The 21848-nt window shown below is 72.1% G+C and carries 20 protein-coding genes; 13 read left to right on the top strand and 7 right to left on the bottom strand.

All coding sequences use genetic code 11. The features are described from left to right. Positions 1-40: 40 nt before the first annotated feature. Complete coding sequence (locus tag ACH4E7_RS17550; protein ID WP_396249941.1) at positions 41-796, bottom strand: SDR family oxidoreductase; 756 nt, start codon at positions 794-796, stop codon at positions 41-43. Positions 797-923: 127 nt separating this feature from the next. Between ACH4E7_RS17550 and ACH4E7_RS17545 the strand changes: the two genes are divergently transcribed. The 8 genes from ACH4E7_RS17545 to ACH4E7_RS17510 all read left to right on the top strand — a co-directional run bounded on the left by ACH4E7_RS17545 (position 924) and on the right by ACH4E7_RS17510 (position 11446). Next, positions 924-2513, top strand: a complete 1590-nt coding sequence (locus ACH4E7_RS17545; RefSeq protein ID WP_396249940.1) for a methylmalonyl-CoA mutase — start codon at positions 924-926, stop codon at positions 2511-2513. A 267-nt stretch (positions 2514-2780) separates the two neighbouring features. Next, positions 2781-4067, top strand: coding sequence for an amidohydrolase (locus tag ACH4E7_RS17540; RefSeq protein WP_396249939.1), 1287 nt, complete (start codon positions 2781-2783; stop codon positions 4065-4067). A gap of 254 nt (positions 4068-4321) precedes the next feature. Next, a complete protein-coding gene (locus tag ACH4E7_RS17535) occupies positions 4322-5377 on the top strand; it encodes a BMP family protein (protein ID WP_396249938.1) in 1056 nt (351 codons plus the stop codon). Between the two features lie 349 nt (positions 5378-5726). Further along, positions 5727-7253 (top strand): ABC transporter ATP-binding protein, encoded by a 1527-nt coding sequence (locus tag ACH4E7_RS17530; RefSeq protein ID WP_396250062.1) that lies wholly within the window; start codon positions 5727-5729, stop codon positions 7251-7253. 3 nt (positions 7254-7256) lie between these two features. Then, positions 7257-8411, top strand: coding sequence for an ABC transporter permease (locus ACH4E7_RS17525; protein WP_396249937.1), 1155 nt, complete (start codon positions 7257-7259; stop codon positions 8409-8411). Next, positions 8408-9673, top strand: coding sequence for an ABC transporter permease (locus tag ACH4E7_RS17520; RefSeq protein WP_396249936.1), 1266 nt, complete (start codon positions 8408-8410; stop codon positions 9671-9673). The genes ACH4E7_RS17525 and ACH4E7_RS17520 overlap by 4 nt, the downstream gene beginning before the upstream one ends. Beyond that, positions 9670-10062, top strand: coding sequence for a cytidine deaminase (locus ACH4E7_RS17515; RefSeq protein ID WP_355669734.1), 393 nt, complete (start codon positions 9670-9672; stop codon positions 10060-10062). The genes ACH4E7_RS17520 and ACH4E7_RS17515 overlap by 4 nt, the downstream gene beginning before the upstream one ends. 106 nt (positions 10063-10168) lie before the next feature. Continuing rightward, a complete protein-coding gene (locus ACH4E7_RS17510; RefSeq protein ID WP_396249935.1) occupies positions 10169-11446 on the top strand; it encodes a thymidine phosphorylase in 1278 nt (425 codons plus the stop codon). Between the two features lie 105 nt (positions 11447-11551). Here ACH4E7_RS17510 and ACH4E7_RS17505 read toward each other — a convergent pair whose 3' ends face one another. Beyond that, entirely contained in the window at positions 11552-12829 is a 1278-nt protein-coding gene (locus tag ACH4E7_RS17505; protein ID WP_396249934.1) for an MFS transporter, read from the bottom strand. A gap of 92 nt (positions 12830-12921) precedes the next feature. On the opposite strand from ACH4E7_RS17505, the gene ACH4E7_RS17500 reads away from it, so the two are divergent. The 3 genes from ACH4E7_RS17500 (at position 12922) to ACH4E7_RS17490 (ending at position 15755) form a co-directional block, all read left to right on the top strand. After that, positions 12922-13890, top strand: coding sequence for a LysR family transcriptional regulator (locus ACH4E7_RS17500; protein ID WP_396249933.1), 969 nt, complete (start codon positions 12922-12924; stop codon positions 13888-13890). Positions 13891-14015: 125 nt separating this feature from the next. Further along, on the top strand, positions 14016-15173 hold the full coding sequence (locus ACH4E7_RS17495) for an adenosine deaminase (RefSeq protein ID WP_396249932.1): 1158 nt from the start codon (positions 14016-14018) through the stop codon (positions 15171-15173). A gap of 216 nt (positions 15174-15389) precedes the next feature. Next, complete coding sequence (locus ACH4E7_RS17490; protein WP_396249931.1) at positions 15390-15755, top strand: ATP-binding protein; 366 nt, start codon at positions 15390-15392, stop codon at positions 15753-15755. A gap of 87 nt (positions 15756-15842) precedes the next feature. On the opposite strand, the gene ACH4E7_RS17485 is transcribed toward ACH4E7_RS17490, so the two are convergent. Then, positions 15843-16028 carry a PspC domain-containing protein gene (locus ACH4E7_RS17485; RefSeq protein WP_188308551.1) on the bottom strand — a complete coding sequence of 62 codons (186 nt, stop codon included), beginning with the start codon at positions 16026-16028 and terminating at the stop codon, positions 15843-15845. Between the two features lie 348 nt (positions 16029-16376). Between ACH4E7_RS17485 and ACH4E7_RS17480 the strand changes: the two genes are divergently transcribed. Further along, the gene (locus ACH4E7_RS17480; RefSeq protein ID WP_396249930.1) at positions 16377-17783 is read left to right on the top strand and encodes an LPXTG cell wall anchor domain-containing protein; all 1407 of its coding nucleotides are present in this window, start codon (positions 16377-16379) and stop codon (positions 17781-17783) included. 76 nt (positions 17784-17859) lie between these two features. On the opposite strand, the gene ACH4E7_RS17475 is transcribed toward ACH4E7_RS17480, so the two are convergent. Continuing rightward, a complete protein-coding gene (locus tag ACH4E7_RS17475) occupies positions 17860-18462 on the bottom strand; it encodes a hypothetical protein (RefSeq protein ID WP_396249929.1) in 603 nt (200 codons plus the stop codon). 145 nt (positions 18463-18607) lie between these two features. Here ACH4E7_RS17475 and ACH4E7_RS17470 point away from each other — a divergent pair, with 145 nt between their 5' ends. Continuing rightward, the gene (locus tag ACH4E7_RS17470) at positions 18608-19282 is read left to right on the top strand and encodes a PhzF family phenazine biosynthesis protein (protein WP_396249928.1); all 675 of its coding nucleotides are present in this window, start codon (positions 18608-18610) and stop codon (positions 19280-19282) included. Here ACH4E7_RS17470 and ACH4E7_RS17465 read toward each other — a convergent pair. The 3 genes from ACH4E7_RS17465 to ACH4E7_RS17455 all read right to left on the bottom strand — a co-directional run bounded on the left by ACH4E7_RS17465 (position 19252) and on the right by ACH4E7_RS17455 (position 21807). Continuing rightward, a complete protein-coding gene (locus ACH4E7_RS17465) occupies positions 19252-19869 on the bottom strand; it encodes a VanZ family protein (RefSeq protein ID WP_396249927.1) in 618 nt (205 codons plus the stop codon). The genes ACH4E7_RS17470 and ACH4E7_RS17465 overlap by 31 nt on opposite strands. Before the next feature lie 82 nt (positions 19870-19951). Next, complete coding sequence (locus ACH4E7_RS17460) at positions 19952-20266, bottom strand: hypothetical protein (RefSeq protein WP_396249926.1); 315 nt, start codon at positions 20264-20266, stop codon at positions 19952-19954. After that, positions 20263-21807: an ATP-binding protein gene (locus ACH4E7_RS17455; protein ID WP_396249925.1), complete on the bottom strand. Its 1545-nt coding sequence runs from the start codon at positions 21805-21807 to the stop codon at positions 20263-20265. Before ACH4E7_RS17455 ends, ACH4E7_RS17460 begins: the two co-directional genes overlap by 4 nt. Positions 21808-21848: the final 41 nt, after the last annotated feature.

The raw sequence follows: 21848 nt of genomic DNA, 5'->3' as shown, positions 1-21848 counted from the left end.
TTCGATCTTGACCCCTGCCGGTCCGCCCGCCCGCCGTCGGTCAGCCGCGGTGGACCTTGTGGTTGGCGGCCTGCGCCCGGGGGCGGACCACCAGCAGGTCGACGTTCACGTGCGAGGGCCGGGTGACCGTCCACGCCACGGTGTCCGCGATGTCCTCGGAGGTCAGCGGCTCGGCCACGCCCGCGTACACGGCGGCGGCCTTCTCCTCGTCGCCGCGGAAACGGGTGACCGCGAAGCCCTCGGACTTCACCATGCCGGGCGCGATCTCGATCACCCGGATCGGCTCCCCGCACAGCTCCAGCCGCAGCGTCGCCGCGATGGTGTGCGCCGCGTGCTTGGCCGCGACGTAGCCGCCGCCGCCCTCGTACGCGGCCAGCGCGGCGGTCGAGGAGAGCACCAGCACCGTGCCGTCGCCGGTGGCGCGCAGCGCGGGCAGCAGCGCCTGCGTCATGTGCAGCACGCCGAGCACGTTCACCTCGTACATGGCCCGCCAGTCGGCCGGGTCGCCGTGCTCGACCGTCTCGGCGCCGATCGCGCCGCCGGCGTTGTTCACCAGGACGTCCACCCGGCCGACCTCGGCCGCGAAGGCGTCCACGGCGGCCCGGTCGGTGACGTCCAGGGTGACCGCCCTGGCTGAACCGCCCCGGCCGCCGATCTCCTTGGCCAGCGCCTCGATCCGCTCCGTCCGGCGGGCGGTCAGCACCACGTCGAAGCCCTCGGCGGCCAGCCGGCGGGCGGTCGCCGCGCCGATTCCGCTGCTGGCACCGGTGACCACGGCCACCTTCTGCTCGGTCATTGCCACTCCCTGGGGGCTCATCGGTCGTTCTCCCGATCATCTCAACCGCGTCTGCGGCCCCGCCGCCCGGTCGCGCTCTACATTTCGAGGACCGACCTGTGCCCCCGCCGAACCCGTGGAGGGACCCATGGCAGCCGAGCCGCGCCGTACCGAGTCCGGCCTCCCGATCAAACCCCTGTACGGCCCCGACGCGCTGGCCGGCTGGGACCCGGACACCCGGTTGGGCCGACCGGGGGAGTACCCCTACACCCGGGGCGTCCACCCGACGATGTACACCGGCCGGCCGTGGACGATGCGCCAGTACGCGGGCTTCGGCACCGCCGTCGAGTCCAACGCCCGCTACCGGCAGCTGATCGCGGGCGGCGGCACCGGCCTCTCGGTGGCCTTCGACCTGCCCACCCAGATGGGCTACGACTCGGACGCGCCGCTCGCCGCCGGGGAGGTCGGCAAGGTGGGCGTGGCGGTGGACGGCGTCGACGACATGGCGGTGCTCTTCGACGGCATCCCGCTCGGCGGGGTGTCCACCTCGATGACCATCAACGCGCCCGCCGCCCTGCTCCTCCTGCTCTACCAGCTGGTCGGCGAGGCCCAGGGGGTGGCGCCGTCCGCGCTCACCGGAACGGTCCAGAACGACGTGCTGAAGGAGTACATCGCCCGCGGCACCTACATCTTCCCGCCGCAGCCCTCGCTGCGGCTGATCGCGGACGTGTTCCGGTACTGCCGGGCCGAGATCCCGCGCTGGAACACCATCTCCATCTCCGGCTACCACATGGCCGAGGCCGGGGCCGACCCGGCGCAGGAGATCGCCTTCACCCTGGCCAACGGCATCGCCTACGTCCGGACCGCGCTCGCCGCCGGGATGGCCGTGGACGACTTCGCGCCCCGGCTCTCCTTCTTCTTCGTGGCCCGCACCACGCTGCTGGAGGAGGTGGCCAAGTTCCGGGCCGCGCGCCGGATCTGGGCCAGGATCATGCGCGAGGAGTTCGGCGCGAGGAACCCGCGCTCGCAGATGCTGCGCTTCCACACCCAGACCGCCGGGGTGCAGCTCACCGCCCAGCAGCCCGAGGTGAACCTGGTCCGGGTCTCGGTGCAGGCGCTGGCCGCGGTGCTCGGCGGCACCCAGTCGCTGCACACCAACAGTTTCGACGAGGCGATCGCGCTGCCCACCGAGAAGGCCGCCCGGCTCGCCCTGCGCACCCAGCAGGTGCTCGCCCACGAGACCGATGTGACGGCCACCGTCGACCCCTTCGCCGGCTCCTACGCCGTCGAGTCGCTGACCGACGGCGTGGAAGCCGCCGCGCTGGCCCTGATGGCCCGGGTCGAGGAGCGGGGCGGCGCGGTGGCCGCGATCGAACAGGGCTTCCAGAAGGGCGAGATCGAGCGCACCGCCTACCGCCTCCAGCAGGAGACCGACTCCGGCGAGCGGACCGTGGTCGGCGTCAACCGCTTCCGGCTGGACGAGGAGGAGCCGTACCAGCCGCTGCGGGTGGACCCGGCGATCGAGCGGCAGCAGGCCGAGCGGCTGGCCCGGCTCCGGGCCGACCGGTCCTCGACCGCCGTCACCCGGGCGCTGGACGCGCTGCGCCGCACCGCCGAGGGGTCGGACAACGTGCTCTACCCGATGAAGGAGGCGCTGGCCGCCCGGGCCACCGTCGGCGAGGTCTGCGACGCGCTGCGCGGGGTGTGGGGCACCTACGCTCCGGTGGAGCGCTTCTGACATCCGGTGCGTCTGACCGGTGCGTCTCCGGTGCGTCTGATCGGTGGGTCCGGACCGGCACGCTGAGCCGTCGTCAATGCACGGAGTCCGTCAAGCCGGTGGTGGCCGTGACCACCGGCTCGGGTGATCGTTGCACAGGGCAAGCAACCCGGGGAAGGCGGCTGAAACGAGATGTCATACCCACCTGTCCGGCCGGTATGCGCCCATCCGGGGACTAATTTTCCGGAAGTCGGGCCAAATCCCCCCAACGGGCCTACTCTTGGGGAGATGAACCGTCCTGAGCCCGCTCAGTCGGGCGCTACCCTCGCCGCCGCACGCCCCGCCGCCGAACTGCGCGGCCGGGTCAGGAGGCTGGAGCCCGAGCTGGTCGCCTTCCGCCGGGATCTGCACCGGCACCCGGAGCTGGGCCGCCAGGAGTTCCGCACCACCGACCTGCTGCGCGACCGGCTGGTGCGGGCGGGCCTGGACCCGCGGGTGCTGCCCGGCGGCACCGGCCTGCTGGTGGACATCGTCCCGGCCGGCACCGTCCCGGGCACCGAGTTCCTGGCCTTCCGCGCGGACATCGACGCGCTGCCGATCGACGACGCCAAGACCGACGTCCCCTACCGCTCGACCGTCCCCGGCCGGGCCCACGCCTGCGGCCACGACGTGCACACCTCGGTGGTGCTCGGCACCGGCCTGGTGCTGGCCGAGGCCGCCCGCACCGGTGAGCTGCGCCGCCCGGTCCGACTGGTGTTCCAGCCCGCCGAGGAGGTGATGCCCGGCGGTGCGCTGGACGTCATCAGCGCCGGCGGGATGGACGGCGTCGGCCGGATCTTCGCGGTGCACTGCGACCCGAAGGTGGAGGTCGGCCGGATCGCCCTGCGCACCGGGGCGATCACCTCGGCCTGCGACCGCCTGGTGCTGCACCTGGACGGGCCCGGCGGTCACACCGCGCGCCCGCACCTGACCACCGACCTGGTGACCGCGGTCGCCAGGATGGCCGCCGAGCTCCCGGCCGCGCTGGCCCGCCGGATGGACCCGCGCTGGGGCGTCAGCCTGGTCTGGGGCCGGATCGCCTCCGGCTCCGCGCCCAACGTCATCCCGCAGCACGCCGAACTGGAGGGCACCGTCCGCTGCCTGGAGCTGGACGGCTGGCGCGAGGCGCCGGACCTGCTGCACGAGCTGATCGCCAAGCTGGCCGAGACCTACCGGGCCAAGTGGACGCTGGACTACCACCGCGGGGTGCCGCCGGTGGTCAACGAGGCGGTCTCGGTCGCCCGGCTGGACGCCGCGATGACCGCCCGCTTCGGTCACGGGGGCGAGGGTCACGGGCCCGTCGACGGACTGAGCGGCGCCCAGGTGGTGGAGAGCACCGAACAGAGCCTCGGCGGCGAGGACTTCTCCTGGTACCTGGAGCACGCCCCGGGCGCGCTGGCCCGGCTCGGCGTCCGCGCCCCCGGCGACACCACGGTCCGCGACCTGCACCAGGGCCGCTTCGACGTGGACGAGCGGGCGATCGGCGTCGGTGTGGAGCTGTTCGCGGCGCTGGCCCTGGAGGAGGACCGGGACTGACCGTTCACCGGCGAGTCGTGGTCGGCGCGTGATCGCGTTGTCGAGACTCGGAGTTCCGATTGGGTTCCGTAAACTGGGTCGGACCAATCCCGGATCGCCGTCCGTGCACGGGAAAGGAGCCTTCGGAAGGCCTTCAGACCACGGTTTGATAACAACCCGAATGCTCCGGCACCCCGTAATACAACCGTGTTCTACGCGCGTTACGGTGGCGTCCGACCACGCTAAACGGGTGCGTGTGAGAAGGAGATACTCCCTTGCGCCGTTCAATGAAGCTCGCCGCGGTTGTGCTCTCGGGTTCCCTGGGCATGGCCTCGCTCGCCGCTTGCGGCGCAAAGAGCACTGACACCAACGCCTCCTCCGGTTCGTCCGACGGTCTCAAGGTCGGTATGGCCTACGACATCGGCGGCCGTGGCGACCAGTCCTTCAACGACTCCGCCGCCCGCGGTCTGGACAAGGCCAAGGCGGACCTGGGCGTCTCCGTCACCGAGGCCGAGGCCAAGACCGGTGAGGCCGAGGCCGACAAGGAGACCCGCCTCAAGAACCTGATCGACGGTGGCTACAAGACCATCATCGCCGTCGGTTTCGTCTACCAGCAGGCGGTCGACAAGGTCGCCAAGGACAACCCGAACGTCAAGTTCGCGATCATCGACTCGAACGACAAGGACCAGCCGTCCAACGTCACCTCGCTGGTCTTCGCCGAGCAGGAGGGTTCGTACCTCGCCGGCGTCGCCGCCGCGAACAAGTCGAAGGGCCACCACATCGGTTTCATCGGTGGTGTGCAGTCCGAGCTGATCAAGAAGTTCGAGGCCGGCTACAAGGCGGGTGCCAAGTCCGTCGACCCGAACATCCAGATCGAGACCACCTACCTGACCACCCCCCCGGACTTCTCCGGCTTCAACTCGCCCGACAAGGGCAAGGAGGCCGCGCAGGGCCAGCTCGACAAGGGCGCGGACGTCATCTACTCCGCCGCCGGTTCCTCCGGTAACGGTGCCATCGAGGCCGTCGCCAACGCGGGCAAGCTCGCCATCGGTGTCGACTCCGACCAGGCCAGCCAGCCGGCCCTGTCGAAGTTCAAGAACAGCATCATGACCTCGATGGTCAAGAACGTCGACACCGCGGTCTACTCGTACATCGACTCGGTCAAGAAGGGCTCGCCCTTCACCGGCGTCAAGCTGTTCGACCTGAAGGCCAACGGTGTCTCGCTCGCCACCACCGGTGGCAAGATCGACGACATCCAGGACAAGCTGAAGGCCGCCTCGGACGCCATCACGAGCGGCGCCACCACCATCCCGACCACGCCGGCCCAGTAAGGCCCGCGCGTCTCGGACGCGTCATGCGCCTGCCGCCTGCCCGGTGGCGCGATGATCGACACATTCACGGGAGGGGCCCGGCAGGGTGCGCTCAACGCGTACCCCCGGGCCCCGTTCCGTCTTCACGTTTCCCCCCTTTTGGCCCTCCCCGCGCAATGACGCGCCTCCAGACCACCAGGAGATCGCCATCACCGCATCCGACCCCGTCCCCCTGCGCAAGGACGGCACCCCCAGCGCGGGGACGGCGGCACCGGCCGTCGAACTGCGCGGCATCACCAAGCGCTTCCCCGGCGTCGTGGCCAACCACGACATCAACCTCACCGTCCACACCGGCACTGTGCACGCCCTGATGGGCGAGAACGGCGCCGGCAAGTCGACGCTGATGAAGATCCTCTACGGCATGCAGAAGCCGGACGAGGGCACCATCGCGATCAACGGCGAGCTGTGCGAGTTCCACACCCCGGGCGACGCCATCGCCCGCGGCATCGGCATGGTGCACCAGCACTTCATGCTCGCCGACAACCTCACGGTGCTGGAGAACGTCGTCCTCGGCGGCGAGCAGTTCCACGGCATCGGCGCCAAGGCGAAGGCGAAGATCAAGGAGATCTCCGACCAGTACGGCCTGGGCGTGCGCCCGGACGCCCTGGTCGAGGACCTCGGCGTCGCCGACCGCCAGCGCGTCGAGATCCTCAAGGTGCTGTACCGCGGCGCCAAGATCCTGATCCTCGACGAGCCCACGGCCGTGCTGGTCCCGCAGGAGGTCGACGCGCTGTTCGACAACCTGCGCGAGCTCAAGTCCGAGGGCGTCACCGTCATCTTCATCTCGCACAAGCTGCACGAGGTGCTCGCGGTGGCCGACGCGATCAGCGTCATCCGGCGCGGCACCACGGTCGGCGACGCCGACCCGAAGGCCGTCACGGCCCGTCAGCTCGCCGAGATGATGGTCGGCGCCGAGCTGCCCTCCCCGGAGAGCCGCGAGTCGACCGTCACCACGACCGAGATGCTCGACGTCCAGAGCCTGCGGATCGCCAAGACCGACGCCGAGGGCATCGAGCGCGTCGTCCTGGACGACATCTCGCTGCGCATCCACAAGGGCGAGATCCTCGGCATCGCCGGTGTCGAGGGCAACGGCCAGGCCGAACTGGTCGAGGCCATCATGGGCATGCTGCCGCTGGACGGTGGCACCGTCACCCTGGACGGCAAGGACCTCTCCGGCACCCTCACCCGGGCCCGCCGCGAGGCCGGCATCGGCTACATCCCCGAGGACCGCCACAAGCACGGCCTGCTGCTGGAGGCCCCGCTCTGGGAGAACCGCATCCTCGGCCACGTCACCGAGGAGCCCAACTCCAGCGGACTCCTGCTCAAGCCGACCGCCGCCCGCGAGGACACCTGGCGGATCGTCGAGCAGTACGACGTCCGCACCCCCGGCATCGAGGTCACTGCGGCCTCGCTCTCCGGTGGCAACCAGCAGAAGCTGATCATCGGCCGTGAGATGAGCCACCAGCCCAAGCTGCTGATCGCCGCCCACCCGACCCGCGGTGTGGACGTCGGCGCGCAGGCGCAGATCTGGGAGCACATCCGGTCCGCGCAGCGGGAGGGTCTGGCGGTCCTGCTGATCTCCGCCGACCTGGACGAGCTGATCGGCCTCTCCGACACCATCCGGGTCATCTACCGCGGCCGCCTGGTCGCCGACGCCGACCCGGCCACCGTCACCGCCGAGGACCTCGGCACCGCGATGACGGGTGCCGCCGCCGGCCACATCGAGTCCGAGCCGGAGGCCGTCGCCGAGGCGCAGGCCATCGCGGCCGAGGGTACCGAGGCCGCGGCCGAGCACCCGCACACCGACACCGCCGACGACCAGCAGGCGGGGGAGTAACCCATGACCAGTCCCAACCCCGCCGCCAAGCGCAGCCTGGCGCAGCGGATCAGCGGTGAGCGGATCGTGCTCGCACTGGCGGCGCCGGTGCTCGCGGTCGTGCTGTCCGTCGCGATCTGCTCCGTCCTGCTGGCGACCTCGGGCAAGAACCCGTTCGACGCGTGGAACGTGATGATCACGTACGCCACCAAGTCGGACGGCCAGGTGCTGATCCTCAACCGGGCCACCACCTACTACCTGGCCGCCGCGGCCGCCGCCTTCGGGTTCCGGATGAACCTGTTCAACATCGGCGTCGAGGGCCAGTACCGGATCGCGGCGCTGTTCGCGGCCTTCGTCGGCTCCCAGATCGACCTGCCGGCGATCATCCAGATCCCGCTGCTGCTGGTCGTCGCCATGCTGGTCGGCGGCCTGTACGCGAGCGTCGCCGGTCTGCTGAAGGTCTACCGCGGTGTCAGCGAGGTCATCTCGACCATCATGCTGAACTCGATCTCGGTCGCCATCGTCGGCCTGCTGCTCGTCCCCGGCATCTTCGCCCCGAAGGCGAGCGGCACCAGCAACTCGATCCAGACCGACCCGGTCTCGGACTCCAGCCACTTCTTCAGCATCCCCACCGCCGGTGGAGACCTCTGGGGCTTCATCTTCGTCGCCGCCCTGGTCGGTGTGCTGTTCCAGTTCACCCTGACCCGCACCCGCTTCGGCTTCGACCTGCGCGCCACCGGCCGCTCGGAGTCCGCCGCGACCGCGTCCGGTGTGAACGTCAAGCGCATGGTGATCATCTCGATGGCGGTCTCCGGCGCGATCGCCGGTCTGATCGGCCTGCCCGAGCTGCTGCAGAACTCGTACTACTACGGGCAGAGCTTCCAGAGCGGCCTCGGCTTCCTCGGCATCGCGATCGCCCTGCTCGGCCGCAACAGCCCGATCGGCATGGCCTTCGCCGCGCTGCTCTTCGCGTTCCTGGACTCCACCGGCTCGCAGCTGCCGCTGCAGGGCGGGTTCCCGTTCGAGATCGTCGCGGTCATGCAGGGCACCATCGTCATCTGCGTCGTCGTCGCGTACGAGCTGGTGCGCCGCTACGGCCTGAAGCGCCAGCAGCAGAAGGTCGGCGCCCAGCTCGCCGCCCAGCTCGCGGCCACTGAGAAGAAGGAGGTGTCCGCGTGAGCACGGCGACTGCTGCCCGTCCGAAGGCGTCGGGCGCGCCCGCGAAGAACCGCAAGCTGTCCTGGCCGGTGGTCCTGCTGCTGATCGCGGGCGCCCTGGTCCTGTTCTCCGCCGTGGGCATGGCCACCGGCAACCACTCGCTGACCTCCTCCGGTCAGATCACCGCGGCGCTCGGTGCCGCCGTGCCGATCGGCATGGCCGGTCTGGGCGGTCTCTGGTCCGAGCGGGCCGGCGTGGTCAACATCGGCCTCGAAGGCATGATGGTCGCCGGCACCTTCTGCGGCGCCTGGGCCGGTTACCTGGTCAACCCGTGGGTCGGCCTGCTGGCCGGCATGCTCGGCGGCGCGCTCGGCGGTCTGCTGCACGCGGTCATCACCGTCACCTTCGGCGTCGACCACATCGTCTCCGGTGTCGGTATCAACCTGCTGATCCCCGGCATCTGCGCGTACGTCAACCGGATCTACTACAAGGACTACATCTCGGCCGGTGCCGGTGCGAACCAGTCCCCGCCGGCGGATCCGCTGCCGTACATCACCGTTCCGGGGCTGTCCTCGGGCCTGAAGACCATCGAGAACCACCACTGGTTCCTCGTCTCGGACATCGCCGGCGTGCTCGGCGGTCTGGTCACCAACATCTCGGTGGTCGTGGTCCTGGCCGCCGCGCTGGTCGTGGTCAGCTACTTCGCGCTCTGGCGCACGGTGTTCGGCCTGCGGCTGCGCTCCTGCGGTGAGAACCCGACCGCGGCCGAGTCGCTGGGCGTCAACGTCTACAAGTACAAGTACCTGGCGGTCATCGCCTCCGGCGCCTTCGCGGGCCTCGGCGGTGCGTACCTCTCGCTGGTCGCCGCGCACTTCTACAAGGACGGCCAGACCCTCGGCCGAGGCTTCATCGGCCTCGCGGCGATGATCTTCGGCAACTGGATGCCCGGCGGTCTCGCCATGGGCGCCGGCCTGTTCGGCTTCACCGACAGCCTCCAGCTGCGCGACCCGGAGTCGGTGCACGTGCTGATCCTGATCGTCTCGATCGCGATGGCGCTGCTCGCCCTGTGGCAGCTGTACCGCCGCAAGTACGTCGCGACGGTGATCTCCTTCGTGGTGGCCGGCGGCATGGGTGCCTGGTACGCGCTGACCGATGAGGTCCAGCGTCCGCTGATCGTCGCCACGCCGTACCTGATCACCCTGGTGGTGCTCTCGCTGGCCTCGCAGCGACTGCGGATGCCCAAGGCGGACGGTCAGATCTACCGCAAGGGCCAGGGCAAGTGACCGCCCCCGTGATCGACTGGGAGCGGCTGCGCGAGGCGGCGCGCGTGGCGATGGGCCGCGCGTACGCCCCGTACAGCAAGTTCCCGGTCGGCGCGGCGGCGTTGGTCGACGACGGCCGGGTGGTCAGCGGCTGCAACGTGGAGAACGCCTCGTACGGGCTCGGGCTGTGCGCCGAGTGCGGTCTGGTGTCCGCGCTGCACGCCTCCGGCGGCGGCCGGCTGGTCGCCTTCACCTGCGTCGACGGCGCCGGTGAGCTGCTGATGCCGTGCGGGCGCTGCCGCCAGCTGCTGTACGAGCACGGAGGTCCCGAGCTGCTGGTCGACCTGGCCTCGGGCGTGAAGCCGATGAGCGAGGTCCTGCCCGACGCGTTCGGGCCGGAGCGGCTCTAGCATCTGCATTTGTTACGCGCGTAGAGTGTCGCGAGTGGGCCGGAACCCGGTCATCTCGCGGCACTCTTCGCTTTTCAGGCTTTTAGAAACCCCACTGGGAGCACGCATGGACGCCATCTCCGTCATCAGGACCAAGCGCGACCGCGGAGAGCTGAGCGACGCTCAGATCGACTGGGTCATCGACGCCTACACCCGTGGTGAGGTCGCCGACGAGCAGATGTCCGCGCTGGCCATGGCCATCCTGCTGAACGGCATGCAGCCGCGCGAGATCAGCCGCTGGACCGACGCCATGATCCGCTCCGGCGTCCGGATGGACTTCTCCTCGCTGCCGCTGCCCACCAGTGACAAGCACTCCACCGGCGGCGTCGGCGACAAGATCACCCTCCCGCTCGCCCCGCTGGTCGCCGCCTGCGGCGCGGCCGTCCCGCAGCTGTCCGGCCGCGGCCTCGGCCACACCGGCGGCACCCTGGACAAGCTGGAGTCCATCCCCGGCTGGCGCGCCCTGCTCTCCAACGACGAGATGATGGACGTGCTGCGCGACGCGGGCGCGGTCATCTGCGCGGCCGGCGACGGCCTCGCGCCCGCCGACAAGAAGCTGTACGCGCTGCGCGACGTCACCGGCACCGTCGAGGCCATCCCGCTGATCGCCTCCTCGATCATGTCCAAGAAGATCGCCGAGGGCACCGGCGCGCTGGTGCTGGACGTCAAGGTCGGCTCCGGGGCCTTCATGAAGAACCTGGACGACGCCCGCGAACTCGCCCGCACCATGGTCGGCCTGGGCACCACCGCGGGGGTCAACACCGTCGCCCTGCTCACCGACATGTCCACCCCGCTCGGCCTCACCGCGGGCAACGCGCTGGAGGTCCGTGAGTCCGTCGAGGTGCTGGCGGGCGGCGGCCCGGCCGACGTCGTGGAGCTGACCCTCGCGCTCGCCCGCGAGATGCTCGCCGCGGCCGGCGTGCACGGCAAGGACCCGGCCGACGCGCTGCGCGACGGCTCCGCGATGGACCACTGGCGCCGCATGATCGCCGCCCAGGGCGGCGACGTCGACGCCCCGCTCCCGGTCGCCCGCGAGCAGCACGTCATCCCGGCTCCCGCCTCCGGCGTGCTCACCGCGCTCGACGCGTACGCCGTCGGCGTGTGTGCCTGGCGCCTGGGCGCCGGCCGCGCCCGCAAGGAGGACCCGGTGCAGGCCGGCGCCGGCGTCGAGATGCACGCCAAGCCCGGTGACACCGTGGTGGCCGGCCAGCCCCTGCTGACCCTCCACACCGACACCCCCGAGCGGTACGACTACGCCATCGCGGCCCTGGAGGGCGGCATCGAGGTCTCCCCGGCCGGTACGGCGTTCACCCCGAACCCGATCGTGCTCGACCGCATCGCCTGACGGGCTTGAGGTCTGCTCACGTACGCGACGTCAGGCGTACGTGAGCAGACCGCCGGTGCCGAGGGTCCAGGGCCCGACGGTGATCTCGTGTGGCGACGGTGGCCGTCAAGCGTCCGCGACCGCTCGCCTCATCAGCTGGGCCTGACGGCTGGCGTAGAGGGTGACGGCGGCGGCGAGGGCCATGGCGGTGAGGCCGACGGTGGCGGCGCCGGGCCAGCCGGTGGCGTGGTAGGCGTCGGCGCCGAGGGTGCCGCCGAGGCTGTTGCCGAGGTAGTAGGCGATCAGGTAGAGGGCGGAGGCCTGGGCGCGGCCCTCGGTGGCGGTGCGGCCGACGGCGGAGGAGGCGGTGGCGTGGCCGGCGAAGAAGCCCGCGGTGATCAGGACCAGCCCGAGCAGCGCGCAGGCCAGTGAGTCGGCGAGGGAGAGCAGCAGGCCGGCGGCGGTGACGCCGATGGAGACGTAGAGCGCGCCGCGACGGCCCAGGCGGCGGGAGAGGCGGCCGGCCGCGGCGGAGGTGCCGGTGCCGACCAGGTAGACCACGAAGATCGAGGCGGCGACCGACTCCGGCAGGTGGAACGGTGCGGAGATCAGCCGGTAGCCGACGGTGTTGTAGACCGCGCCGAACACGGCCATGAACAGCATCCCGAGCGCGTACAGCCGCACCAGCAGCGGGTTGCGCAGGTGGCGGCCGACCGTACGGGCGAGCGCGCGGGCGTCCACCGGGGCCGGGGCGAAGTGCCGGGCGGCGGGGATCAGCAGCCGGAAGGCGAGCGCGGCGAGCAGCGCGAGGACGGCGGAGGCGGCCAGGCCCCAGCGCCAGCCGAGGGCGGCGGCGGTCCAGCCGGAGAGCAGTCGCCCGCCCATGCCGCCGATGCTGTTGCCGGCCACGTACAGGCCCATCGCGGAGGCCAGCGCGCTGGGGTGGACTTCCTCGGCGAGGTAGGCCATCGCGGTGGCGGGCAGTCCGGCGAGGGCGGCGCCCTGCAGGACGCGCAGGGCGACCAGGGTGGTGAGGCCGGGCGCGAAGGGCAGGGCGACGGCGAGGGCGGAGGCGGCGAGGGTGGAGGCGGTCATCACCGCGGTGCGGCCGAACCGGTCGGACAGCGCACTGGCCGGGAGCAGCCCGAGGGCGAGGCCGAGAGTGGCGGCGGAGGCGGTCCAACTGGCCTTGCCGGGGGTGAGGTCGAGGTCGGCCGAGAGGATCGGCAGCAGGCCCTGGGTGGAGTAGAGCAGGACGAAGGTCGCGATCCCGGCGGCGAACAGGGCGAGGTTGGCGCGGCGGAAGTCGCGCTGGCCGGGGCGGTGGCGGTCGTCCACGGTGGGGACGGTGGCGGCGGTGGCATCCGGGGCGGGCGCGGATGCCCTGGTATGTGAGGGCTGCATGGCGTCGACCGTAGGCCCGGCCCGGTTGATGCGTCCAATGCATGAAGAGTGGATGATCGATGCATTGGCGTATGAGTCGAGGTGGTGGCGGGATGGCGGTGCCGGATGTGTCGGACGGCACGGAGCAGCGGTACCGGGCAGCCGAGTTGGGGCCGGACGAGCCGGCCGTCCTGCTGGCGCCCCGGCTGGCCCAGTTCGCCGCGGTGGCCCGGCTGGAGCACGTGACCCAGGCGGCGGCGCTGCTCGGGGTGCCGCAGCCGACGCTGTCGCGCGCGGTGGCCCGGCTGGAGGAGGAGCTGGGGGTGGACCTGCTGGCCCGTCAGGGCCGGACGGTCCGGCTGACCAGGGCGGGCCGGCTGCTGCTGGCCTCGGTGGAGCGGGCGCTGGCGGAGGTCGAGCGCGGCGCGGAGGCGGCCCGGGCGGAGGCGGATCCGGCGGTGGGGCGGGTGGCCTTCGGCTTCCTGCACACGATGGGGCCGGATGCCGTCCCGGCGCTGCTGCGCGGCTTCCGGGCGGCGCACCCGCAGGTGCGGTTCCAGCTGGTGCAGGACTACGGCATGGCGATGCTGGAGCGGCTGCGGGCGGGGGAGTTGGACCTGTGCCTGGTCGCGCCGCTGCCGGACGACCCGGCGTTCACCGCCCGCTCGCTGGACGAGCAGCGGCTGCACCTGGTCGTCCCGGCCGACCACCGGCTGGCCGGCCGCCGCCGGATCCGGCTGGCGGAGGTGGCCGATGAGCCCTTCGTCGGGCTGGAGCAGGGGTACGGGCTGCGCGTGATCACGGACGGCTTCTGCGCCGAGGCCGGGTTCACGCCCCGGCTGGCCTTCGAGGGGGAGGAGACCGAGACGCTGCGCGGGCTGGTGGCGGCCGGGCTGGGGGTGGCGCTGCTGCCGCCGGCGCTGGTGCCGCGGCCCGGGGTGGTGGAGCTGGAGGTGACCGCGCCGCGGACCAGGCGGGCGATCGGCCTGGCCTGGGCGGTGGGGCGGCCGTTGACCCCTCCGGTGGCGGCGTTCCGGGACTTCGTGCTGTCCCGGCGCGGGCGGCTGCTGCACCACGACTGAGCTGGCGCAACCGTGACCGATTTGGCGGATCCGCTGGACCGGCCGGTGGAATTTCGGGCTGGGTTTGGACCATTCGGTGCTGTTCGCGGTGGTAGGTCTACGCGCGTAGGGGCTATATTTCCGCAATGGAGAAGCAGATCCCCGTCACCACCGCGGGCACCGGCCCGCGTATCCCCACCGCCGACCAGATCCGCCGCGCGCCGAAGGTCCTGCTGCACGACCACCTGGACGGCGGGCTGCGTCCGGAGACCGTCGTCGAGCTGGCCGCCGCGACCGGCTACGAGGGCCTCCCGACCACCGACGTCAAGGAGCTCGGCGAGTGGTTCCGCGAGGCCGCCGACTCCGGCTCGCTGGTCCGCTACCTGGAGACCTTCGCGCACACCTGCGCCGTCATGCAGACCCGTGACGCCCTGATCAAGGTCGCCGCCGACTGCGCCGAGGACCTGGCCGCCGACGGCGTCGTGTACGCCGAGGTCCGCTACGCCCCCGAGCAGCACCTGGAGGGCGGCCTGACCCTGGACGAGGTCGTCGAGGCCGTCCAGGAGGGCTTCCGTCTGGGCGAGGCCAACGCCCGCGCGGCCGGCCACCGCATCCGCATCGGCACCCTGATCACCGCGATGCGGCACGCCGCCCGCTCGCAGGAGATCGCCGAACTGGCCAACCGCCACCGGGAGCAGGGCGTCGTCGGCTTCGACATCGCGGGCGCCGAGGCCGGCTACCCCCCCACCCGCCACCAGGCCGCCTTCGACTACCTCAAGGGCGAGAACAACCACTTCACCATCCACGCGGGCGAGGCCTTCGGCCTGCCGTCGATCTGGGAGGCCCTGCAGTGCTGCGGCGCCGACCGGCTCGGCCACGGCGTGCGGATCGTCGACGACATCACGGTGAACGAGGACGGCAGCGTCGAGCTCGGCCGGCTGGCCGCGTACGTGCGTGACAAGCGCATCCCGCTGGAGATGTGCCCGACCTCCAACCTCCAGACGGCGGCGGCCAGTTCGTACGCCGAGCACCCGATCGGGCTGCTCAGCCGACTGAAGTTCCGGGTCACCGTGAACACCGACAACCGGCTGATGAGCGGCACCAGCATGAGCCAGGAGTTCGGTCACCTGGTGGACGCCTTCGGCTACACCCTGGGCGACATGGAGTGGTTCACGGTGAACGCGATGAAGTCCGCGTTCCTGCCCTTCGACGAGCGGCTGGCGATGATCAACGACGTGATCAAGCCGGGCTACGCCGAGCTCAAGGCGGAGTGGCTGTTCAGTGCGGGTACCGGCGGCAACTGAGCCGGCGCCCCGTCCCTGCGGTCGGATGAACGCGGCTTCCCGGCAAGGAAGTTGGCGTTCATCCGACTAGTCACTCGGGTGAGTGAACACCCTTTGGTTCTCGCGCGACCCTGTCACTACGGTGTGCCAGTCATTGCCGACAGGCCATGGCGTCGGTCGCCCGTCCGGCGGCCCCGCGCGATGTCGGCCACCGACGACGACCCAAGGGGACGAACCATGAAGCAGGCTCTCAAGGCCGCCGGCACCGCGGCGCTCGGCATCGCGATCGCGGCGGTCGGCGCCGGCACGGCCTCCGCGGCCGCCGGCCAGGCGACCGGCGGCCTCGGGCTGCCCACCGGCGCGGTGTCGAACCCCGCGGTGACCGGCGCGGTCACCGACACCGCCGCCAAGCTGCCCGGCGGCGACAAGGTCGCCGGCACGCTGGGCACCCTGGCCCCGACCGTCGGTCAGGCCGTGCCCGCCGACGCCGGCCCGATCGCCGGTGTCACCCAGCAGCGCGGCGCCCTCCCGGCCGTCCCCGGCCTGGACAAGACCCCCGTCGGTGGGCTGGCCAACACCCTGCCGGGCCTGCCGCTGGGCTGATCCGCCCGAGCCCCGTACGACGATGGGCCGCCCGCCCCCGGAGAACCCGGGAGCGGGCGGCCCGTCGTCGTGCCCGCCCGTACGGCGTCACGGCTCCTGGGGGAGCAGCACCCACAGGGCGAGGTAGACCAGGAACTGCGGGCCGGGCAGCAGGCAGGAGAGCAGGAAGATCAGGCGGACGGTCCACGGGGTCAGGCCGAAGCGCTCGGCGATCCCGGCGCAGACGCCGGCGATGACGCGGTTGTGACGGGGGCGGGCGAGACGGGCACTCATGTCGGCTCCTCGGGCTGGCGGCCCGGTCCGGCTGGTCCGGCGGGCGTATCTCCATACTCGGCGTCCGCCGGCCCGAAAACCTCCGCCCACCAGGCGATTCCCCACCCCGACAGGTCACCGGGGAGGCGTAGGCCGGAGTCGGGGTCCGCCTCAGGGATTCCCCTGAGGCAAGGTCCCGCGGGGCGCGGAAAACCCGTTCGCAAAACTGTACGACCGGGGGGATATGATTCCGCGGTCGCGGATGGTGGGGGGCGGATCGGCGGCGCCTGCACGGCCTCAAACGGCCCCTCACGCCTGCGATTTCGCATTCTTCTCGGGTGTCCACCCGAATTCTTCCGTGAGGTTCCATTGCGCAGTCAGTCCCGCAGACTCCTCGCCGCAGCCGCCACCGCCACCCTGGTCTCCGGTCTCACCCTGGCCTCGGCCCCGGCCGTCCACGCGGCCCCGACGGCCGGCACCGAGACCCAGGGCCCCCAGGTCCAGTTCTCGCCGGTCACCGTTGCCTTCAGCGGTATGCCGAGCACGGTCAAGGCGGGTGGAGCGCCGACCGAGTTCACCGCGATTCTCAAGAACACCGCCGACCACCAGATGGACGTGCTGGGGTCGGTCTTCACCATCGCGGACACCATCGGCAGCAAGCCGAGCCAGTTCAAGCTGGAGTACCAGGCCCCCGGCGGCACCCAGTGGCGGGACGCGGAGGCACGGGGCGGGATCAACGGCGGAGTCTGGGACATCGACCGGAACGTCGGGCCGCACCTGGCGGCCGGCTCCGAGGCCGCCTACCGACTGCGGCTCACCGTCACCGCCGACGCCCCGGCCGGCCGGGTGGGGGCGGGTTTCAACGCCATCGTCTCGGACCCCACCCTGCCGCCCGAGCAGCGCATCTCGAACGCGATGAGCGGCTACCCGGGCCTCGTGATCGTCCCGGCGGTCACGCCGACCACCCCGGCGTCCACGCCCGCCGCCACGGCGGACGTCAGGCTCGACGGGATGCCCGCCACGTTCACGGCGGGCGGCGAGGCGAAGCCGTTCAAGCTGGTCCTCACCAACAACAGCGGCAAGGACATCCGTCTCGTGCCCGCGGTCGTGTTCCAGGGGCAGGCCGTACTCCCCTCCGGGACGGTCACGTTCGAGTTCCAGGGGCCGAACGGCGAGTGGGCGGAGGGCGCCCCCGGAGGCGACTCGGACCACCCGGCCTGGCTCTACATAGCGCTGCGGGCCGGCAGCAAGGACGCCGCCGTCATCACCCTGCCGAAGGGCGGGACCCGGACGATCAACGTCCGACTGGCCTTCACGAAGGACACTCCGGTCCTCTCCGATTCCCTGGTCGCGATCGCCGGTAGCCTGCCCGGCACCGATGAGAGCGCGGCCGAGGCGTTCAGCCCGAAGGTCGACTTCACGATCGAGGCCGCGGCGGGCCCCACCGGCATCCCGGCCCCCACCTCCCCGGCCACCAGTGCGGCGCCGACCACCCCGGCCGCCACCGCCGACCCGTCCACCGCCCCGGTCGTCCCGGCCGCGCAGGCCACCACCGGTGCGCCGAGCCCGGCGGCCGCCGTCGAGCAGACCGGCGACACCGCGCGGGCCGCCGCGGCCCCGGCTGCCCCGGCCGCCGGGACCGGCGCCCAGCTGGCCTCCACCGGCGGCTCCTCCTCCGCCCCGACGGCGATCACCGGCGCGACGGCGATCGCCCTCGGCGTCGGCACCCTGGTGGTGGCGCGCCGCCGCAGGGGCGCGCAGGGCGCCGGGAACTGATCCCGTATGACCGAAGGCCCGCCCGTCACCCGCTGCGAAGCGGGGACGGACGGGCCTTCGGCCTACGGACGGCGGGTCAGCCGGCCGGGTGCTGCGGCGGCTGTGGCTGGGTGGGCTGGGCGTACGGGTTGTCGGCCACCGGCTGCGCCGGGACACCCGGCTGGTACGGCGATCCGGGCACGGCGCCCTGTGCCGGAACGGGCGGCACCGGCACGGGCGGCACCGGCACGGCGCCCTGCGGCGGCACCGGCTGGCGGGGCTGAGGCGCGTTCGGGTCGGACGGGGCCTGCTGCGCGTTCGGGTTGAACGGGGCCTGCTGCGCGTTCGGGTTGAACGGGGCCTGCTGCGCGTTGGGGTCGTACATCCCGACCGGCGGGGTCTGCGGCCGCTTCGTGGCCTTGCCGCGATCGACGATCTCCTTCACCAGGAGGGCGATCACCGCGATCGGCACGACGAATATCTTGTAGTAGAGGGTGTACGTGCCGCCCTCGAACACGAACGCGAGGTAGTAGGCGTACCCCAGGAGTCCGAGGCCGGCGAGGATGCTGACGATCCGCAGGACGACCTTCAGGCCGGCGATGGGCAACGCCCCGAAGACCAGTATGGAGACGCCGCTGAACGCCAGCGCGACGACGTACCAGGAGAACAGCGGCTCGGCGCTGAAGTCGAGATTGTTCAAGGGGGGTTTCCTGTGGGAGGAAGAGAAACGGCGGAAACCGTTCGGGGACGAGAGCGCACAGTACTGGAGGCGGCCGACATCCGTCGTCGCCTTTTCATCACGGTGTCGTTGCGCTGCGCCGGCACGGCAGTTGACGAGGTGGGAAATGACTGGCCATGAGGTGCTGCGGGTCTTTTGCGGGCCCGACGGACAGCACGGCAACGAACTCGGTGTGGTGCGCGACGGCGCCGCCGTGCCGGAGCGGGCGGAGCGGCAGGCCTTCGCGCGCGAACTCGGCTTCAGCGAGACGGTGTTCGTCGACGACCCGGAGCGCGGGGAGATCGACATCTACACCCCGAGTGTGCGGCTGCCCTTCGCCGGTCACCCCTGCGTCGGCACGGCCTGGCTGCTCGGCGTGGACCGGCTGGTCACCGCGGCCGGCCCGGTCGCCGTCCGGCACGAGGACGCGCTCACCCGGATCGGGGCCCGGCCCGAGTGGGCCCCGGGGCGCACCCTGCGGCAGTACGGCTCGGCGGCCGAGGTGGACGCGCTCCGGGTGCCGCCGCCGGGGGAGTGGATCTACGCCTGGGCCTGGCAGGACGAGGCGGCCGGGACGATCCGGGCGCGGGCCTTCCCCGGCCGGGGCGACGGGATCGACGAGGACGAGGCGACCGGCGCGGCCGCCCTGCTGCTGACCGCCCGGCTCGGACGGGAGCTGACCATCACCCAGGGTCGGGGCTCGCAGCTGCTGACCGGGCCGCGTCCGGACGGGCTGATCGAGGTCGGCGGCCGGGTGGTGAGGGCGGAACCTCAGCCCACCGGCGGCGTCGGCTCCGCGTAGGCGCGCGGACGGGCCGCGGGCGCGACCGCCATCGTCGGGGCGACGGTGGCGGTCATCGGCGCGCCGGTCAGGACGGCGACCCGCGGTGCCCGCGGACTCGGCCGGCGGTCCCGCAGCAGGTGGCGCAGGCCGGGGACGAGGGCGAGGTGGGCGATCACCACGCCGATCACGGCGAACAGTATGTGGTCCACGTTGAGGACGTGCCCGGGTGTCCAGGAGGAGAGGAACTCCAGGCCGGTCGCCAGCAGGGCGGACACGCCGGTGGTGCGCAGGAAGGACGGCAGCCAGGGGGCCCGGATCCGGCCGCCGGCCAACGGGAGCAGGACCCCGAGCGGGGCGAGCAGCAGGAACTCGCCGACCACCTGCCAGGTGGTGGAGGAGCGGAGCGAGGCGAGCGGCGTCAGGTTGGCGTCGTACACCCAGGCCACCGGCAGGGGTCTCAGCACCAGCCAGAGCGCCAGCGTCAGGTGGAGGGCCAGGCCCGCCAGCCCCGCCAGTCGGAGGGAACGGTGGACGGCCGCCGCCGGCCTCGTCTCGGTCCGCGCGCCGGAACGCTCGTCGCGTGTCCTGGTGCCATCTCGCTGCACGGGGGGAAGGACGTGAACCGGTGGCGCGGCGGTTCCACACCGGGCGTGAACATTCCCGGACGCGCCCCTTCGCACCGCCTCCTCACTTACACGGCGAGGCCGTCGGCACCGCGCTGAACACGTTGTCCGGCGGCGGCGAACCGGGCGTCACCAGGGTGGGCGACGGGCTCGGGCCGGCGCTCGCCTTGGCGCGGGCCGGGGTCGAGACCGGCGCCGGGCCGGACGGAGTGGCCAGGGCGGTCGGTATGTGCGGCGCGGTCGGGCAGGCGGTCCGGCTGGCGGGCGCGCCGGCGTCCACCGGTACGGCGGTCGGCCGGATGCCGCAGCCGGAGGCCAGCGCGAGCAGGAGCAGTACGCCGGCGGTGCGGCGCACGGTGGTGCGGGTGGGGGCGGTCACGTGGCGTCCTTGTCCTCGGCGGCGTCGCCGGCGGGGCGGCCCTCGGCCTCGCCCGCGGACGGCGGAGGCGGCGGGGTCAGCGGCAGCGTCAGGGTGAACACCGCACCGACCTCCCCGTTGGCCGCCGTGATCGTCCCCCCGTGGATCTGTGCGTTGGCCATCGCGATGGACAGGCCCAGACCGCTGCCCTCCGAGCGGGCCCGCCCCCGGTCGGCCTTGTAGAAGCGGTCGAAGACCAGCGGCAGCACGTCCTCCGGGATGCCGGGGCCGCTGTCGGAGACCTCGATCACGACCGAGTCCTCGGTCTGCCGGACCTTGACCCGCACCGGTGAGCCGCCGTGCTTGAGCGCGTTGCCGATCAGGTTGGCGAAGACCACGTCCAGTCGGCGCGGGTCGACCACGGCCAGGATGCCGCGCGGGGCGTCCAGTTCGACCGCGTCGTACCAGGCCCGGCCGTCGATGCAGGACATGATCAGGTCGGCGATGTCCACCTCGTCGGCGACCAGCTTGGCGGTGCCGGCGTCGAAGCGGGTCACCTCCATCAGGTTCTCCACCAGGTCGGACAGCCGCCGGGTCTCGCTCACCACGAGCCGGACGGCCGGCTCGATCATCGGGTCCAGCGACTCGGCCTCGTCCTCCAGGATGTCCGTCACCGCGGTCATCGCGGTCAGCGGGGTGCGCAGCTCGTGGGACATGTCGGCGACGAACCGCCGGCTCTGCGCCTCGCGCGCGCTCAGCTCCTCGACCTGCTCGTGCAGTGACTCCGCGGCCCGATTGAACGTCCGCGCTAGGTCGGCGAGCTCGTCGGAGCCCTCGACCTCCAGCCGGGTGTCCAGGTGCCCCTGGCCGAGCCGCCGGGCGGCCTCGCCGAGCCGCTTGACCGGCCGCAGCACGGTCGCCGAGGCGGCCTGGGCGAGCAGCGCCGAGCCGATCAGCGCGAGCAGTGTCGCGATGGCCAGCGACCAGCCCAGGGTGTTGAGGTCGGCCCGCTCGTTCTCCAGCGACTTGAAGACGTACGCCGTCGGGCCGTTCGGCACCACCTTGGTGCCGCCGATCACGAACGGGCGGCCCTCCAGGTTCTGCCGCTGCCAGTACAGGTGGTACGGGTACGGGTTGCTCTCGCTGACCTCGCGCGGCTTGGCGACGGTGGACTGCAGCGCCGTCGGCACGTCGGCCAGCGTGTAGTGCTGCGGGTCGGAGGAGGCCGGGCACTCCGGGTGCGCCGGGTCGACCACCACCACGTCGTAACTCAGGCCGGAGCTCGCCACGTTGGAGGCCAGCGTGGCGAGGTCCGGGCAACTGGCGTTCAGCGGCAGGTCGGAGACGTTGCGGCTGAGCGAGACCCGGAAGTCGTTCAGCGCGGTGTCCTGGGCACGCTTGAGCACCGCGTCGCGGTTCAGCCAGTACGCGATGCCGGAGGCCGAGACGGCGGCGAGCAGCGCGACCGCCGCGAACACCGCGATCAGCCGCACCCGCAGGGAGCGCAGCTTCCGCCACCGGCCCGCGGAGAACCGCCGGGCAGTCTGCTGATGGTCAGTCACAAGAGCCTGTCGTCGTACGGGAGTTCAGAATGCCTGGAGTG

The organism is Kitasatospora sp. NPDC018058, assembly GCF_044327205.1.
GTDB lineage: Bacteria > Actinomycetota > Actinomycetes > Streptomycetales > Streptomycetaceae > Kitasatospora.
The sequence above is the reverse complement of the archived record's forward strand: the minus strand, read 5'-3'. Positions and strand labels throughout refer to the sequence as shown.